The organism is Paenibacillus sp. FSL R5-0908, assembly GCF_038006245.1.
Classification (GTDB): domain Bacteria; phylum Bacillota; class Bacilli; order Paenibacillales; family Paenibacillaceae; genus Paenibacillus_AQ; species Paenibacillus_AQ odorifer.
The window spans coordinates 6329636-6348759 of record NZ_JBBOUV010000001.1; the positions used below are offsets into that span (position 1 = coordinate 6329636).

Consider the following 19124-nt stretch of genomic DNA (forward strand, 5'->3'; position numbering starts at 1 on the left):
AGAACCACTATATATTAGACATCCATTATCGATACCAGAAAAATTAACACCAATCTTTTTTTCACAAAAAAAACACCGATAGATAATCTAATCCTCTCAGGATCAGATCATACCATCGATGCCAGTTTGCCGATTAAAGTTCTACCTTACGAAGTGATTGCTTCGGTGATGATTTGGGTGACTTTTTCCCTGTCCCCATCGGTAGGATTTGTGGAGCTGCGATCCCGATCAGAACTACGATAATCCCGATCCAGCGAAGTAATGATACCTCTTCTTGCAGAACTAACACGGAGGCTACTACAGCTGCCGGTAACTCCGCTGCCCCTAAAATCGCGCCTAGACCTGAACCCAGCTTCGGAACCCCGATCGAAAAGAACAGAACTGGAATTACGATGCCCAACAAACCTAGAGGTAGGCCGTATTTCCAAAGCCCATCGGTAATCGCACCGTCATATAAAAACGAAGGTGAAAAAACAGTCATAATAATAACCATTGCACTAGTGGTCATATACAAGCTTTTATTAACAGCAGGTACCTGCGTAGCTACTCTTCCACTCACAAAAATATAGAAGGCAAACGACACGGCTGACATTAAGCCAAAAACCACACCAGTGGTCGTGATTCCACCTACACTCGGCTCAAGGATGCCCCCCGCTAATACCGTACCAATTAGAAGGATAACCATCGAAATTACTTTTTCCCGACTAGGAAGTTTTCGATCTACAACCGCCTCCAGAATTACACCGATCCAAGTAAATTGGAATAACAGTACAATCGCAATCGAAGCAGGTAATTGTTCAACGGCGAAGCCATAAAATATGCCAGTTAAACTGATGGTGATCCCAGCGGCTAATAATTTCCCGCCTGTTTTTAGCCCTAATTTCTTTCGAGAAAATAATAAGACCAGCAAGAGCAGCATACACCATCCAAAAAAGTATTGTGATCCTACCAACTGTTTCATTCTAAAGCCATCGTTCATTCCAAGCTTGACGATCGTAGAGAGTGAGCCATAACTACAAGCGCCTAAAAAAACTAGTAAAGCATATTTAAATAACTTCATATTCATCGTAAACCTCTTCCCTTTCTCTTGAGCAAGCTCATTAACATAATAAAGCCCCTTGTCATCGAAATGACAAGGGGCGATTGAAACCAAAGAATACATCTTTGACAAAATTCCGCCACTCCATCCACTGGATAGAGTTTGGTTTATTTACTTGTAACAACTCCAATCATAATATGATAAATCACACAGGGTGTCAACTTGAAATTTAAGGATTTAGCTGGAACAATCGATAGACAATAACAGCTGCCTGAGCACGAGTTGTATTGGCTTTAGGAGCAAAGTTATCTTTGCCCACACCTTGAATAATCTTTGCTCCGCTCATGTATTGTACAGCCTCACGAGCGTAGGCTGAAACATCAGCGGCATCATTGAAACTCACTGGCTGGTCCACTCCCACGACCGTAAGCTTGGCGAGCTGTGCTGCACGATAAGCCATCAATGCCATTTCCTCACGGCTAATTGTTTCATTAGCACCGAAGGTTCCATCAGATCTGCCCTGAATAATTCCTAGCTGCTGAGCAGCAGCAACGGAGCTGTAGTACCAAGCATCCAGCGAAACATCCTTAAATGTACTTGCCGCATTACCTTCCTCTAGCTCTAATGCAAGCATCAGCATCTTTAGGAACTGTGCCCGAGTTACGTTCAGCTGTGGTCCGAAGTTATGATCTCCGGTGCCATTCAGAATGTCTCTGGCGGCAAGAGCTTGAATGCTATTTTGTGCCCAGCCTAGTCCAGCGATATCCTTAAAGGAATTTTCCGCATATCCTACTGCGAATCTGCTGGAATTGTCTGGTCTGAAGATGATCTTGCCAGTTGTCGGATTAAACTGGGAGTTTCTAACCACCTCTACAGTCCCGTCTTCAAGGATTTCGTAGGCTACTATTTGTTCTACACCTGAAGTTGTCTTTGGTTTGTAAACCCGTTCAACCTTCAGTCCACGCCCAAAGCTGTCAAACTGTTTGCCATCAACAAAGAACTTAAACTCATAAATATCCCCGACATCCGTCTGAAGCGACAGTGTCTTCGCGTCAACTTTGCCAACTACAAGCTTCACGCTTACGGCGTCAGATCCTGCCATTGCAAGAAGCAGATCGGCATTTATTCGGAACGTAGACAATCCCATGTCTATTTCTAAAAGTTGAATTGCTTTTGCTCCCGCTCCAGTCAACTCACGAGCTGGCAAGGTCAGTTCAACCACCGAGCTGGCAGAGGCTGGCTTCACTGTGATTCTCAATACTCCATTCTGCATTGAGCCAATTGCTTGTTGCAGAATCGCTGAGGATACCTCTGCAATAGCTTTACCATTCACATCCGCTTTCACGGAAAGAGTAACTCCATCTGCGTTCACAGTTGGTTCCGGTTGTTTCACTGGTTTGACTGTTGTTGAAGATGAACTACCGCCCGATTCTGAAACCTGCGATTCTGCCTTAATCTCAATGGACATCGTACCTACAACACCGGAGCCATCTTTAGCTGTCGCTCTCACGGTTACCTTGCCTGCTGCAATTGCAGTGAGCAAGCCGGTATCCGTAATAGTTGCTCGCTCAGTAGCTGATCCATCCTCATTAACTACTGACCAGGTCACCGCTAAATCGGATGCATGGTCCGGCAGGATTACAGCTGCCATTTGCAGGGTTTGCCCTGACTTGATTTCGCTCACATTATCTTTGGAGGAAACTTTTATCTCCATGACGGATATAGGGATGACATGAACAACCGACTGTGCCTCATGCAGGATGTCAAAATCAGCATCTGTGTTGGATCCTCGGAAAGAAATAAATCCAAGCTGCACAGCGATTTCACGGGTTGCCTTCTTCGCTTTGAAGATCATTTCTAAGAATTCTGCGTCATCGGTCAGAATATTTCCTGCCTCTGTTCCAGCTACACTAACTGTTATTAGACCTGGACTGTCCTCATTAATATGAGTGATGCTGAATCCGTCTGGCAAGATCTGAGCGGATACGAATTCCATACCAGATAGGTCATATGCCATAGTAAAGTCTACAGCATACACTTCCTTGTAGACGGAGGTAGTAACATTTGTCAGCCCTACACGGTAAGTGAAATCCTGTCCTGCCGCTACTGTGACCGGTCCGTTCAGCGTTGCAGCGGGCAGATTACGGGCAATCTCATCTTGTCCGCTGATGTTAATCCCTAGGCTTCCCGATACTCCACTACCATCTAGAGCTCGCGCCGTTACTTGAACGCTACCGTTCTTTCTAGCTGTAAGCAAGCCCTTCTCATTAATAACCGCTTTATCCGTTGAGGTTACCCCATCTGCTTCAGTTACCGTCCAGATAACTTTAGGATTCGTCGCATTTTCTGGAAGCACAGAGGCTTGCAGCTGCAAGGCACCGCCCTTCGACTCAATGCTGCTAATTCCATCTTTACCCGTTACAGTAATTGAAGAGACATGTACCGCAGGTATCTGCTCTTGACCCACTAAGATCTTGGATTGCTGTGGATTCCAGCCATCACTTCCACCAAGCACAGCTTCAATCGTATAGGCAGCTGCCTCTTCTGCTGTTAATTGTTTGGACCAGCTGTAACGTGAAGCTGCATTAGCACCCTCTCCGTAACTTAAAAACTCAGAGAACCGCGCAGTTTTGGAACGACCTTCATACCATTCATGCCAGCCAGTAGCACGAATATGAGCTCCCATCTCCGTGTTAATGAAGGTAGAGCTGCCATATTCTCTCCATGGCCGGCCCAAATCAACGGTTCCAGCAGCAACGCCCTCTCTGGCAGTTAGTCGATTATTGATGAACACATAACCAGGCTTACCCGTTGCCGTGGAAGGCGCAGTAACATAGCCAGCACCCGCACTTTGAATCACATTATTCTCGAATACGGCAGCGGAATTACCAAAGATAAAGTCCACTGTCCCTTCAATATGGCTGTCGACAAAATAAGCTCTCCCCTTATCTGCGAATAGGGTATCCTGATATCCAAGAAGTTTAACATTTCTGTACACTCCCCGGTCTCCTTCAGCATATAAAGCGACTGCCTGACCGGCATCCCGCCCAGCACTGTTCTCAACCGTCATGTTCTCCAGTGTGAAATCAGTTGCCGCAACCTTTAATGTATAGCTGCCGCTGGTGCCCATTTCTTTACCATCTGAGCCAATGGTTTTCGCGGAGTCACCGTTAAGAAGTACGGTACCTTCCCGGCTCTCACCGATGATACTAATATTCATCTTACTAGAAGGTACAAGCACCTTCTCCTTATACGTGCCGTTCTTCACTTTGATAATCGTAGTTAGGGCACTATTATCAGGTACTGCTTGAATAGCGTCATTAATTGTCTTATAATCTCCTGTCCCATTCTCAGCAACAATTATGACAGGAGCTGGAATTCCCTTGACTACCTCGGATGGAAGACTAGCCCCCTTATCACTGATGGCGATTACCGCATATTGATAGGCAGTCCCGTTGCTTAAGCCTTTGTCGGTATAATCGGTTGCTTCGATGCCTCCGGCCACGACCGCATAGCTGCCACCGCTCTCCGAGCGCAGAATTTGATAGCTGCTAGCTCCATCAGCTACATTCCAAGTCAGATGGATATCAGTGTTGCCAGACTCAGCACTAACTCCTTGTGGAGCCTGCGGCTGGCCGGAATTCTGGTATGGAACCGCTGAGGCAACAGCTGAATCTAGACTACTACGGATACCATTTATTGCTTGGACTTTGTAATAATACGGTGTTCCGTTTACGAGCCCACTATCAGTAAAGCTTGTGTCTGATAAATCAGACCCGAGCACTGCATAAGGACCATTCACCGATGAGGCGCGTTTGACAATATACTGGCTCGCCTCCTCAATCGCTGGCCAGCTTAGCTTCATTACACTGTCACCAGCTTCAATGGAAACGTTAGGCGTTCCCAAAGGGGATTGCGGAGTAGCTTCAACAGGCGCTGATTCTTTTCCCTCTCCCGCCACATTTGTTGCAGATACGACGTAACGGTAGGTTTGTCCGTTGGCCAGACCTCCGACGCGGTAAGTTGTGCCGGCGATTTCTTTGGCCACGAGTTCATAGCTGCCTGAAGTCTCATTCCACTTCTTGATGCTGTAGCTGGCTGCATTCTCCACACCATTCCAGCTGAGATCCAGCTGAGCATTCCGGCTTACAGCCGCGAACGATTCTGGCGCAGGCAATTTCACCGCCAAAGCGGATGGGGTAATACTAATTTCATTGGAATTTCCCGATTCACCAGTGGGCGCCGTCGCCGAGATAACATAATAATAGGTAGTTTCGTTGGTAACTTCATTATCAATATATGATGTCTCTGAAATAGCGTGGGCAATAGTCTCATAAGGCCCCCCGCTCTTAAGACTTCTCTTAATATTGTAGGAAGTTGCACCTTCAAGAGCAGGCCAGGATAGCTGGGCTGCTTGATTTCCTGGAAGTCCAGTCAGTCCAAGCGGTGTTTCAATCGGCTCAACATAGATCTTTAAATTATCTATGTAATAATTTCCTGAGCCGCCGCCTGGAGTCTTGGACAAAATACGCCCAATGCCATAGCTGGCGAAATTCGTAGTTGTGAACGGAAAAGAGCCCGCAGGCTGATCATCGATATATACATCCACTTTATCGTTGTTCACATCCACCTTTAACTTCAGGTTATACCATTGTTTTAGGGAATAAGAGTTCATCAGTTGATGATACTGACTGCTTCCCCTACTCATGGTTAGCGTATATTTACCTGTAGCTTCAGGAAGCGTTGGCTTTCTGCTCTCAATGGAGAATGCCGTTTTGCTTCCATCTGTACTCTGGGCCTGCAGGAACACCGAGGTTCCCGATTCTGTCGCAAACATAAAGTCAGTGTCAATAACGAGTGCACCCGTAATTGGCGCGAATTTGCGGATAAACTGCACGCTGCCGTTCGCACCATCGAACACATTCAACACTTGATCTGAGGTATTCCCCTTACTGTCAGACGGTGTGGGAGATACAATAACCTTTTGAATTTCAGTCTGTGGATTTGGAGTCACATCATAATACTCTGGTGTCACACCCACAGCAACCTGTTCAAAGTCTTCATCCACATAATACACATTACCTGCTTCACCTTCAGCCGTAGCGCTGGCCTCATCGGAATCAAAGCTTTCACCAAGTTCATTCACTGCACTGACCACGTAGTAATAAGTTTTTCCGGAGCTGAGTCCAGAATCAGTATACAAGCTGTCCTTAATTTCAGTATTGATCGTCTTGTATGGACCGCCTGAAACCTCACTACGTTTAACACTATACGACTTGGCAGAACCAACATCCTCCCAATTCAGCTTCACTTTTTCCTCACCTGCTGTCGCTGTAAGACCACGGGGCGCAGTAGGAAACTGATCACTAAGCGGTTTCAGCTCCACCTCACTGAAGACAGATGCATTATAACGATTAACCTCGTTATCTACCTTAGCGGCATCGGCTGCAAGACCAAAATAAACCGTATCATTCAGGTCAAGCTTCACCGTGCCTACCTTGCTCCATGTTACTTTATCCGGCGATACCAGACCTGTCACTTCGTTACCAAGACGAACCAGTTTCACCCAATAAGGTGTATTGATGAAGCTGTCCGGTTCTGTCTTAACCACCTTGGCTCCTGTGGTGGAGCGGGTAATCATAACTCCCTTCTTGCCATATTTGACATAAGGGATTGCCAGCATTGTCATTTTAGAGTTCTCATTAAGATTATCACGAATCATGACACCTGCTTTGGCATAATCGTCAGTTCCCGTTACGGAGTCGATTCTAGCAATAATTTCACCATTGCCTGTCAGGGTTTGATAAGCAAACTGAAAGTTATCAACAGCAGTTTCGCTCTCTGATGTTGCTCCGATAAGTCCAGCCGATTTGAGCGTAATCTTCCCGCTATCCGGATAAAGTGTAGTCACTCCCGCTATCCCTGGATGGCCAATATCCACCGAAGTCCAAGGAAGAACGGATCCAGACGTGTTGACATGAATAGCCACGTTATCAGATTGTGTCTTGAGCCCCTTATTGTCTACGGCCTGAACAACGAGATAATAGGTACCATCCTGCACATTGTTCCAATCGAAACTATAAGGTGCTGTGGTAGCTTCGGCTTGCTTCACACCATTAACGATAAATTCCACCTTAGCAATACCATCGCTATCACTGGCAGAGGCTGTAACATTCACATTGTTGCCTGACTCTATGATTTGGTTATTCACAGGATAATTGATAGCGGTTACAGGATTGTCTGTATGCTCATTCCCTGATTTTCCCAAAACAATCAGATCATTCAGATACACTTCTAGATTCGTATAGCCCTCCGCAGATAACGTCGTCTTCTTACCATCCTCAGAATCGGTAGGGTCTAGTCCATTAGCAATCTCCCAGCTGTCATCCATACCGTCATGATCCATGTCGATTACATTGGAAGCTGTCTCTGTATAGTCTGGGTAACCGCCTATTTCAATAGGTGAATTAATATGCTGTCCAGTGCGATTCTTCACATCATTAATGACCCGTGCATCGTAAGCATCACGCCTTGGCAAAGTGGCACCAGCATCCGCCATTACATTTGCGTAGGCTTCCTCCGCCGACAGTGCCGTATAGGGGTTAGGCATCTTTGCCGGCTCTGTAAGCTTAGAGATATTCGAATACTTTTGCACACCCTTCCAGTTGTCTTCAGTCACCTTCGGATTACCATCCATGATGTTCCCATCTATAAACAACCGGGTTTCTGGAGATACTTCCCCAAACAATTGATTTTTTACACTGGTGTAGGTGTTTGGACCATTTTTATAATAATTGTTAGTGATATTATATCGATAATCTTCTGCTCCACCCCCATAGGTAGAAGCGAATCCCCAGTTATAGATAACGTTATTAGACATTTCCGTCAGGTCCACCAATTTGGTCACCGTCGGCAAACGGGGGTTGCGGCTGGTGCTATGAGCAATCAGATTGTGAAGGAAACTGGCATTTTTGCCACCCCAGATTCCTCCGTAGCCGTGACGTCCCTTCTGGTGCGTCGTCATCAGCATACTTTCAGCGGATATCGACCATTGCACAGTAGTATTCTCGTTATCATACAGACTGACCACTTCATCCACCGACCAGCTGAATGAGCTATGATCGATAATGAGATCCTTATGGTACCTTGATCCAAAAGCATCATCTTCACTAGCTACCCGGTCACCTAACCGGAAACGCATATAGCGCATAATAATATTGTCAGCTTCAACAGAGGTTGTGTAATCGGCTATTGTAATTCCGTCACCTGGAGCCGTTTGTCCAGCAATCGTCAGATTTGAGCCGGTAATCTTGAGGGATTCCTTTAGATGGATGGTTCCCCCCACTCGAAAAACAATGGTCCGATTACTTTGGCTTACCGCATCGCGGAAGGAGCCGGGGATCGGAGTTTCCTTGATACCATAATCAGCCAAAGTCGTCACTTCATACACAGGTTGAGCTCTTCCGCCGGTTACATATTTGCCGCCGCCTTCCGCGCCCGGAAAGGCAGGAAGCGCTTCCAAAGAAGCGGCCTCGACACCACCAAATGGCATACATGTTGCAAGAAGACTCGCAACCAGCGCCCCGGATAACCATTTTCTCTTCATACAAGACCTCCTAATATCTATTGGAATAAGAAGGGGGCCCTGTCCTCAGAGCAACCCCTTCCCTAGTAAAGCCGTGTGTATTATTCCTTGCCCTGATAACGGAAATATGCAAAATCAGCACTGCTGCCACCGAACTGCTGCATATCATGCGCAGCAATGCCAACAAAGTTCCCAGTGAAGCCTCCCGACAAAAAGCTGATATTCTGCGGATCGCCAAGTGGCTTCCACTCCGTATCGTCACCCTTAAGATAAACAAATTGCCCAGTCACTTCCTGCACCTCAACCGCGATCCGTAGTGTTTCCCCTGCATTTAGTTCAATCATTACAGGCTCCGCAGTGAATTCATCCCGCTGACAGCGCATTAACCGCAGCACCTTGCCACGTCCTTCTTCATGGCTGATATACGCATAAAGATAGTTATCTTCATTCAGGTATAACAGCAGTCCTGCCATCTGCAGATAAGTATTCGGTTCATATTCAAGCGCTGTTTCGGCGCGGAAGCTTATATCCGTCTGGCGAATAGCCAGAATATGATGCTCAAACAGACTCTGCACGGACTCTCCGGCCCTGATTCTTAACCAGCCCGGTCTTTCAGCAAGGGAACACCAGCTTTCATTCCTAGGAATCCGCAGTGTATTCCAGTTCTTTTTCAATTCCGGACCATTAAAATCATCCTCGAATTCAAGCGTCCGCACTTGGTTCAGGAACTGTGTTCCTTTAGGTGCTGGTACCTTGAGCTGTGGCGTATTTCCGCCTGAGGTTAGTCTTAACCAGCCCGCCTCATTCCAGTGCACCTGCTGAACGGCAGTCTCTCTCCCCAATATGGCGTATTCGCCTTCCAGGGGCCGCGTACACAAATGGGCCATATACCATTCACCTTCTGGCGTCTCTACCAGACTTCCATGGCCGGCACATTGAAGCGGCAGCTCGGGATTATCCCGTGAGGTCAACATCGGATTGAGCGGATCCACCTCATACGGACCAAGCAGCGCCTTGGAGCGCGCTACGGTTACGGCATGCCCCGATCCAGTGCCGCCTTCTGCTGTAATTAAGTAGTAATAACCTTCCCGCTTGTAAATATGCGGTGCTTCCGTCTTCTTTAGTGGCGTGCAATCAAAGATTTTCACAGGTTCACCTATTAATTGGCATTGCTCTGAATCGTACTCCTGAATTACAATCCCGCAGGACTTGTTGCCTTCCGTAATCCGGTAATCCCACAGCTCATTCAGCAGCCATTTGCGCCCATCCTCATCATGGTACAGAGATGGATCAAACCCGCTGCTATTCAGGTATACCGGGTCAGACCAAGGCCCCTCAATATCCTCCGCAGTGATCAGATAGTTATGACAATCTTTAAAAGGCCTTTTAGTGCTCTTAACATCGGTATAAATCAGATAAAACAAACCGTCATAATAACTAAGCTGTGGAGCCCAGATACTGCAATTTTTCGGATTTCCCCGCAGATCCACCTGATGAGTCAAAATATCTGTGCAGTGCTCCCAGTCTGCTAAGTCCGCTGATTGATACACCCTCACACCGGGCAGCCATTCAAAAGAAGAAACAGCAATATAGTACATCTCCCCCGTTCTTACAATACAAGGGTCAGGATTGAAGCCTTTTAATATGGGATTGTGAATAATTCCAGTCTGAATATTATCTGTAATCATCTTCATACTCCTTCCTATTTCCATACATCCGCACCCTTCAACCTAAGCAAACAGCAGTCTGTCCTGTTCAATTATCAGTCTGCCTGCTCACTTAGATCTTCCTGTGACGGAACAACGGTCACCTGCTGCACTAACTCTTCAACTTTACGGGTGTTTCTCGACTGGCAGCCGGTGATATCTACCGTTTCTCCATTTTCAATATAAAAAGCCGGTCCCTCATGATTCTCGATCGTCACTTGGCGGAAGCGGATATCTCTTACGTTGCCAAGATAGAACCCACGGTTGTTCATATCCTGGATTCCTGACATCATGGCTGGACGACCAGGGATTGCATTCTCTGCCATGGAAATATCAATATTGGAAAAAGTAATTTCTGAAATGTATTGCTCCGCAAGGCCGTAAAGAAAACCTGCAGCAGCATGAACTTTCCGAGCAGTAATATTAGCAAAATGAATCCGTCGGAAGCAGGGGGTCTCCTCCGTCACCGGATAAGGATTCTTATCCCATACGTATTTGTCCTTACCACGTGGTCCGCAGAAATAATAAAGATTAAGAATAAACGGACAGATCACGTCCTCCATCACGATATTACTGACACGAATATCTTCGACAACACCTCCGCGCCCGCGTCTGGACTTCAATCGAATGCCGCGGTCCGTCTGCTTGAACACGCAATTGCTAATCACGATATTACGGATATCTCCGCTCATTTCGCTTCCCAGCACCACACCGCCATGACCATGAATCATCGTGCAGTTAGTTATCGTGATATTCTCGCAGGCAACCCGCTCCTTCGTATCCTCCGTCCCCGCTTTAATGGCGATGCAGTCATCACCCACATCGATATTGCAGTTGCTGATGCGGACATTCACACAGGACTCTGGGTCAATGCCGTCTGTATTAGGCGAATCCGCCGGATTATAGATCGACAGATTATCAATCGTAACATCCTGGCAACAAATAGGATTCACAGTCCAGCTTGGGGAGTTCACGAGTGTCAGATCTCTGAGCGTAACTCTACGGCAGTTGTCGAAGCTGATAAGCTTCGGGCGGGGATACAGCAGTGAATCAGGAGAATTCCGATGTTTATCCCACCAAGGTGCGCCCCTTCCATCCAGCTTGCCTGCACCTGTAACCGATACATTCTCTAGATTTATTCCAAAAATACATGAAGCATGGACGTTCTGTTTCACGCCCTCCCAGCGGGAACTCACCACCGGATAATCGTTAGGATCAGAGCTGAAGCTAAGCTCAGCTCCAGGACTAAGCTGTAGCTCAATATTGCTTTTCATGAAGATAGCGCCTGTCTGATAGTGCCCGGAAGGAACATAAACTGTTCCTCCCCCTGCCTCGCTTGCCGCATGAATGGCACGGGCTATCGCTTCCGTTGAAGGCTCTGCACTATTAGGATGTGCTCCGTAGTCATTTATATTGTAGATAGACATGCGCTTCACTCGCTCCCTTTCGTCACGGCCGGACGCTGCAAATATTCATATTCTCCGCAAGCCAGGAGGAATGCGCCAAGCCCCTTCTGATCATTGGTAACAATCGGTTCACTGATATAATAGGCGTAAGTACCATCTCTCCGGTCTTCACCACCGAGTCCAGCGACCTGGCAGTTTTTATTCAGGTTAACCCAGCCATTTTTGGTTTCCAGCACAAATTCAGTAATAAGGCCTTGATAAGCACGGTCAAGTGTCTCGAACCAACTATCATCCAGTACACCAATCCGAATGCCCTTAGCCATTGCATAGGTGATCATACTTGAGGCAGAAGCCTCCAAATAATTGCCTTTCCGGCCGCCCATGTTTACAACCTGATACCAGACTCCGGCATCAGCATCCTGAACCTGACGAAGTGCTGTCAGCGTATCTGTCAGAATGCGTGCCAAGATCTCGTAATCCGCATGTTCCTTAGGGAGAATTCCGAGTACATCCACTAGCGCCATCACATACCAGCCCAGCGAACGCCCCCAAAAGTTCGGAGACAACCCCGTTTCAGGATCGCACCACGGCTGTACCCGCTTTTCATCCCATGCGTGAAACAGGAGACCCGTCTCAGCATCCTTGGTATGACGCTCGCACAGAATAAATTGCCGGGTCACATCGTCCAGACCCTTGCCGCCTTCATACTCAAGTAAATACTCCAGATAGAAAGGAGAGCCCATATACAAGCCATCCAGCCAAATCTGATAAGGATATACATTCTTATGCCAAAACGCACCTTCTGAGGTTCGAGGATGCGTTGTTATCTGCTTTCTTAATAAATCTGCAGCCATTTTATATTTCGCTAACCCAGTTTCTTTATGGAGCACAAATAGGATCTTTCCATTATTTAAGTGATCAATATTATGTTCGCTCAGGCGATATCCCTTCACAGAGCCGTCTTCCTCAATAAAATAATCCATATTATCTTTGATGAATTGATAATATTTAACCTGCCCGGTCTGTCTCCACAGCAGCTCAAAACCCTTCAAGATGACTCCATAATCATAAGACCATTTTCCATGATATCCGTTATCCTCATATAATCTTGGCGTTCGCTCCATAATCGAATCTGCCATTCGAACACCCCAGCCCATACTCCTAAGTGCATTGTTGTCTTTCATTTTTTCCTCCTGTTTGAATAGATATGGTCCTAAACGCAGCCTCCCCATTTAGGACCCATCTACTATTTTCTTAGAATATAGTCTGTAGTACGTCTTAAGGATTTACAGCTTTATAAGCAGCTTCATATTCAGTAATGATTTTGCTGCCGCCGGATTTCTTCCACTTTTCAACCTCAGCTTTAAATCCGTCCAAATCAATTTTGCCTAGGATATATTTATAAGTGGCATCTGTCATAATCTTCTGCAACTCAGATCCTTGAGTAGAATAGGTCTCAGATTCCAGAGAGTAAGCAGGATTCAGTACAGCATATTTAGCATTCTCAACGATCAGCTTATCAGCTTCAACTTTGAGTGGATCAGCATCATGGATAATGAATCCATTCTCTAATGGACGAGATGCCGAAAATGGCTGAACTTCTTGCTTCCAGAGATCTGTATCCTTAATCGTAACCGCTTGTTCTCCATCGATTGTATAGTGAACATCCTTAATACCATAAGTCATCAAGCCATAGACATCTTCATTCATAAGATCATTAACAAATTTCAAGATCCGTCTTAATTCATTTTCATCCTTGACTTCGGATTTCGGGAAAGACAACAGTCCCCCAATTCCGTTATTACCAGCCCAGATGGCGCGATCCGCTTCATTACCAGTAGAAGTGATATCGTTAACCATAACCAAATCCATACCATCCTGTATGCCTTTAGACAGATTCAGCAGGTTCTTGCTGTCAAACAAGGCACCCACATAAATTCCAGCCTTTCCTTGCGCAAAATTCTGCTGCTGATCTGTTTTAGCCGTCACAGCGAAATCCTGATTAATATACCCGCCATCATAAAGAGTCTTCATATAATCCATGGTTTTAACATAAGCCTCTGTATCGAACTCAGGTGTCATTTTACCCGCATCGTCAACGCTCCAATAGTTCGGTGTTCCAAAGTATGAGCCCAATGTCTTAAATGCTCCATATACAAGATCGCTGCGGTCCATGAAGCCTGTGGTATCCTTTTTGCCATTACCATCAGGGTCTTTTTCGGTAAACGCTTTCGCAACTTCCATCAACTCATCTGTTGTTTTTGGAACCTGCAGTCCAAGCTTATCCAGCCAATCTTTACGGAGAACAACGCCGTTTCTAGCCAAGGACTTCTGGAAAGGAACCCCGTACAGCTTACCTGCAATCGATGCCGATGTACGTGTATCCTGTGAAATTTTAGCCAAATTCGGGAACTCATCAAGATAAGGACTTACTTCCCAGAACATACCAGCCTTCAGGGCATTACGTACAGAAGAGTTATCAAGAATAGTCAGGGTAACGATGTCTGCTAGGGAATTCGATGCTAACGAAGTATTAATACGTTCTTCTTTGGAAGGATCCGGAATCCATGAGAATTCAATCTCTGTATTCGTCAATTCTTCAATTTTGTCCAAAATAGGACCCGTTGGTGTTGTAGACGTTTGTAAAATGTTCAGCCAGCTAATCTTTGCTTTAGCATCTAGCACATCTGCAGGCGCAGCAGTTGTTTTAGCCGTTGAATCCGTTCCCCCATTTGAAGAATTTGACTCCTTCGCGTTATTGCCTCCCCCGCATGCAGTAAGTACTAACCCGCTACACAACATTAAGGCTGCAATTTTTTTGTAATTGCGATTCATCAACATTACCCCTTTTACTAATGTATTTGTGTTGTATCTTCCACCTCTGCCCTTAAGGCAGAGGTAAGAATTCAGCATACTGTGAAGCCTAGTAAACACCATCTTCACCGATTTTTTTGGCTAACTTGTTCGACAGCATAACGAGAATCAAGCCAACCACACCCTTGAACAGACCTACTGTGGTACTGAAACTCAATTGTCCGTTCTTTAAACCAGCTGTATAGATATAGGTATCGAAAATTTCTCCAACTTCGCGGTTTAAGGAATTGATCAGCAAGTACATATGCTCAAAGCCCAGATCCAGCGTGTGGCCAATCTTCAGAATAAGCAAGGTAATAATGATAGGACGAATCGCCGGCAGGGTGATATGCCACGTTTTGCGCAATCTTGCCGCTCCATCCATCTCAGCTGCTTCATATAACTGCGTATCCACTACGGTAATGGCTGCCAAATAAATAATGGTTGACCAACCAATTTCTTTCCAAATGATCTGTCCGATATACACGGTACGCAACCACTCAGGAGAAGTCAAAAAGCTGATCTTCTGCATCCCAAGGGCCGCCAACATCTCATTCAGCACCCCTCCATCCACATTCATAAATACATAGGAAATGGAGACGATGATAACCCATGACATGAAATGGGGGATATAAATAATCGTTTGAATGGTGCTCTTAAATAACTTGTGCTGAACTTCATTAAGCATCAGCGCCACTATAATAGGTAGCGGGAAGAAAATAACAATGTTTAACGCAAACAAGATAAGTGTATTACTCAATAGCATAAAGAAGGTAGGTTCTGTAAACAATCGGACGAAATGCTTAAACCCTACCCACGGGCTATCCGCTATACCCAGAAACGGCTGATAGTCCTGAAATGCAATGATAAGACCGCCCATAGGCAGGTACTTAAAAATAACAAAATACAAAAATCCCGGGAGTATCATTAGATACAATAACTTGTTTCTTTTTAAACTCAGCCAGCTAGGCCCCGTTCGCTTTTTTCTTACTGGATTAACTTTCGTGTTCAGCATGGTGACGTTTGCCTCTTTCACCTGATCGGCCTCCTTGATCGCGTTTCTTTACGATTCCCAGATTACGATCATTCGTCCATTACGTATATAATCATCAGATACTGATACTCCAAGAACCCTATAGCTATAAGGTTTTCCAGGCCCGTGCATCTTATAGTGATTACTACAATACATAAAGATCATCTATGCCTTATCACGCTTTTTCCTCTCAAAATAAAGCCCAAGCTAATGATTATATACGGAATAACAGACCCCTGTTAAAGTTTCAATGAAACGATTACAAGGAGGATATCTGCATGTCGCAATCATCTTTTAAAAAAGAAACTATGGGTAGCCGGCTGTTTACTATTGTAAATACCACACTGCTTACACTCATTGCCCTAGCCTGTCTTTTACCCTTTGTCAATGTGTTTGCCAGTTCCTTTGCTTCAACACAAGAGGTAGTAGAAAAAAGCTTCATCCTGTTCCCGACGACATTCTCTTTGGATGCTTACCGTTATATACTGTCAACGCCTACTATCTTTAAAGGGCTTGGCGTATCTATCGGTGTAACTTTAGTGGGTACAGTTGTCAGTATGGTTCTTACCTCTTTAATGGCTTATGGATTATCTAGAAAATATCTATACGGAAGAGATTTCATCAATTTCGTAATCGTGTTCTCCATGCTCTTCAGCGGGGGAATGATCCCTACTTTCCTGGTAGTTAAATATTTCGGATTAATCGATTCCTACTGGTCCATGATCATGCCTGTTGCGATCAATGCTTTTAACCTGATCATTATGCGTAACTTCTTCCAGGCGCTGCCGGAAGGGCTAGAGGAATCAGCGAAGATTGACGGCTCTAATGATTTTGGTGTATTTTTCAAAATCATGCTTCCGCTGGCGATGCCATCTATCGCGACCCTCTCCTTGTTCTACGGGGTAGCTTACTGGAACACTTATATGAGTGCAGTTTTATATATGACAGACTCCACTAAGTGGCCTATTCAAGTCCTGCTGCGCCAAATTGTTATCGTCGCCAGCGGGATGCAGGGAGATAATGCTTCTGTTGATATTATCCCACCTGCTCAAACCATCAAAATGGCGGTTATCGTAGTCGCAACCGTTCCAATGCTGCTCGCCTATCCTTTCGTACAAAAACACTTCACCAAAGGAGCCCTGTTGGGTTCTGTAAAAGGCTAAAACATTGCAGCTACACAAACAGCCAGTCCCGGTCTCCCGGGGCTGGCTGTTTGTGTTCAGCGCCTTACTTCTCCTGTTTTTGGGTTCGGTATGCACCTGGTGTTACATGTTCTTTTTTACGGAAGGATCGAATAAAGTTCTGCGGATTATGGTACTGCAGCCTTTCAGCAATCTCTTTAATGGTCATATCCGTTTCCACCAGCCACTTCTTAGCCATTTCCAGACGATAGTTCATTAGATACTCGCTAAACGTCATCCCGTACTCTTTTTTGAAAATACTGCTTAAATAGTTCGGACTATAATGGAGGCGATCACCGATTAATTCTAACGTTAAGTCCTGATCAAATTCCGAGCGGACAATCACCGCAATTTTATCAGATAAGAGGCGGAACTGACGGTCTGTCTTCTCCTTAACACTGGTCACCATCGGATGGATAACTTCTTTTACCAAAATGCGTTCGATCTCTTCCGGATTACGGATGTCTAACAATCGGTGATACAACGTAGAATTGTCCTCTGTCAGCAGAACCTCTACACCCAGCAGCTGCTCCAGCTGAATCAGATTGTTGACGAAACGTATTAATGTGACTTCGAAATTCAAAGGGTTCTTACTGTGCTTCATCATTTCCCCGAGTAATGGATACAGAGAACAGGAGACTTGTTCTTCATCTCCAATCCGAATCGCGTCAAATAACTGGGACTCAAACTCAGACGGATAATGCAATAGAACTGGACCCGAGATCACCTTCGATATATCCTCATAGAAAATGATAGACTCTTTTCCCAGATTTAAACGATGATGCAGCGCCTGCTTACTCATCTCGCAAGCTTCCCTACTAAACAATAAATTATCATAAAAATTGCTGATTCCAACGCTAATAGATAGTTTCAGGATTTCTCTAGCTGTTCGAATAATTGTCTTGGCATAGTCCAGTGCTATTCTCCGGTTCTCCTGTTCATTTGCTCCCTCAAAGATCAGGATGGTCGCTTGTGTACGGTCATTTAGTAGGATAGGAATCATCCGCTTCTCCTGCGGAATCAGCTCTTCCACCAGTTTGTTAACCGCCACAAGCAGAAGATCCTTATCGCTAGCCTGCCGTTCCCCATAGTTATCCAGCTGTATTAGCAGTGTTGCGTACACCGAATTCTGTGACAGCTCATAACCGAAACGAGGTAAACCCAGATTAAGCTCTTCTTGGGATATCCGGCTACGAAATAGATTTAGAATAAACTGAGTTTCCAACTTAGGCATCTCAGACTCAATCAGACCCTCTAGGCTTTCTTTCTCCGATAAGATGGTATCAATCGAATTAATAATCCAGTCTACCTCATTCTTAGGCTCTAGCTCCGCATTGGCAGGCAATAATCGGCGCTGGATCTGCCGGAATGGCTTGGTGAAATACAAAGAGATCACATAAGCGACTACCGCAATCAACAACGTAATTAGCAGTACCATCATCACAATCCCGAATCGGGTTGTCTTTAGTGCATCAGAAATTTCTGATTTATCCAAAATAGTTACGTAAATCCAATTATTATAAGCTGATTTAGCATAAATTGCTTTTATCGATTGGTGATCAGCCCGCTCCATGGCAATCGTCCCCAATTGCCCTCCGCCTCCGGCAACATTAGTGATATGGCTAAGTTGATTATTAGTCAGCAGGGACTTTCCAGTTTCCGACTCATATAAAAGCTCACCCTCCCGGTTAAGAATAAACACCGGTGTGTTTCCTTCGGTCTGAAGGGTGCTCTGCAAGGTCTGAAGGGATATATCAGATAGGGCAATCGCCTGTTTGGTCTGTGAGAATACCGGCAGGGTATTTACAAAGCGGATGCCTTTATCCGTCTTCACCCAAAATAACCCCCGGCTACGGTTATTGATATAGCTCTCATAAAGAGTCCTGCTCTCTTCTTCCGTTAAATGTGAAAGCTTACCATTGGAAATCTGCCATTTCTGCTCCAAACTGATTAGAGAATAATTAACAAAATCCATCCCCATGCTGGCAATGTAGTTAAGCTGAGAGTTAATCTCGCGATACTTCTCAAAATCCTGCTCAGTGATCGGATTTTGCACGACCTCCCTGAAGGAACTGGTGGTACTGTAAGTATTAAAAGCGTATTCGATGGTCTGAATTTTCTGTTCCAGGGTGTTTTTAATTTGGGTAATTAAACTCTGTTTATCATCCGCTACTCTTTCATTTACCGAATTAATCGTCGTCAGATAAATATAGCCTCCGAAGCTAATAACCAGGCCAATTCCCAGCACCAGAATAGGAACAAAAATCTTGTAGAATATCCTGCCTCTTTTCATGATAGACTCCTTAAGCATGTAATTATTT

9 protein-coding genes are annotated in these 19124 nt (G+C 45.3%); 1 reads left to right on the forward strand and 8 read right to left on the reverse strand.

All coding sequences use genetic code 11. From position 1 onward, the window contains the following. Window positions 1-133 precede the first annotated feature (133 nt). The 7 genes from MKZ09_RS28635 to MKZ09_RS28665 all read right to left on the reverse strand — a co-directional run bounded on the left by MKZ09_RS28635 (window position 134) and on the right by MKZ09_RS28665 (window position 15517). Window positions 134-1060 carry an EamA family transporter gene (locus MKZ09_RS28635; RefSeq protein ID WP_076134252.1) on the reverse strand — a complete coding sequence of 309 codons (927 nt, stop codon included), beginning with the start codon at window positions 1058-1060 and terminating at the stop codon, window positions 134-136. A gap of 208 nt (window positions 1061-1268) precedes the next feature. Next, entirely contained in the window at window positions 1269-8645 is a 7377-nt protein-coding gene (locus MKZ09_RS28640) for a pectinesterase family protein (RefSeq protein WP_076206939.1), read from the reverse strand. An 80-nt stretch (window positions 8646-8725) separates the two neighbouring features. Continuing rightward, window positions 8726-10312 (reverse strand): glycoside hydrolase family 43 protein, encoded by a 1587-nt coding sequence (locus MKZ09_RS28645; RefSeq protein ID WP_076206937.1) that lies wholly within the window; start codon window positions 10310-10312, stop codon window positions 8726-8728. Window positions 10313-10386: 74 nt separating this feature from the next. Next, on the reverse strand, window positions 10387-11757 hold the full coding sequence (locus MKZ09_RS28650; protein ID WP_076206934.1) for a glycoside hydrolase family 28 protein: 1371 nt from the start codon (window positions 11755-11757) through the stop codon (window positions 10387-10389). 5 nt (window positions 11758-11762) lie between these two features. Next, window positions 11763-12920 carry a glycoside hydrolase family 88/105 protein gene (locus tag MKZ09_RS28655; RefSeq protein WP_076206931.1) on the reverse strand — a complete coding sequence of 386 codons (1158 nt, stop codon included), beginning with the start codon at window positions 12918-12920 and terminating at the stop codon, window positions 11763-11765. A gap of 94 nt (window positions 12921-13014) precedes the next feature. Next, window positions 13015-14571, reverse strand: coding sequence for an extracellular solute-binding protein (locus MKZ09_RS28660; protein WP_076134128.1), 1557 nt, complete (start codon window positions 14569-14571; stop codon window positions 13015-13017). Window positions 14572-14659: 88 nt separating this feature from the next. Beyond that, the gene (locus tag MKZ09_RS28665) at window positions 14660-15517 is read right to left on the reverse strand and encodes an ABC transporter permease (RefSeq protein WP_370511181.1); all 858 of its coding nucleotides are present in this window, start codon (window positions 15515-15517) and stop codon (window positions 14660-14662) included. Window positions 15518-15900: 383 nt separating this feature from the next. On the opposite strand from MKZ09_RS28665, the gene MKZ09_RS28670 reads away from it, so the two are divergent. Further along, the gene (locus MKZ09_RS28670) at window positions 15901-16785 is read left to right on the forward strand and encodes a carbohydrate ABC transporter permease (protein ID WP_036685426.1); all 885 of its coding nucleotides are present in this window, start codon (window positions 15901-15903) and stop codon (window positions 16783-16785) included. Between the two features lie 64 nt (window positions 16786-16849). Here the strand turns inward: MKZ09_RS28670 and MKZ09_RS28675 are convergent, their stop codons facing one another. Beyond that, entirely contained in the window at window positions 16850-19096 is a 2247-nt protein-coding gene (locus MKZ09_RS28675) for an AraC family transcriptional regulator (RefSeq protein ID WP_076134127.1), read from the reverse strand. Window positions 19097-19124: the final 28 nt, after the last annotated feature.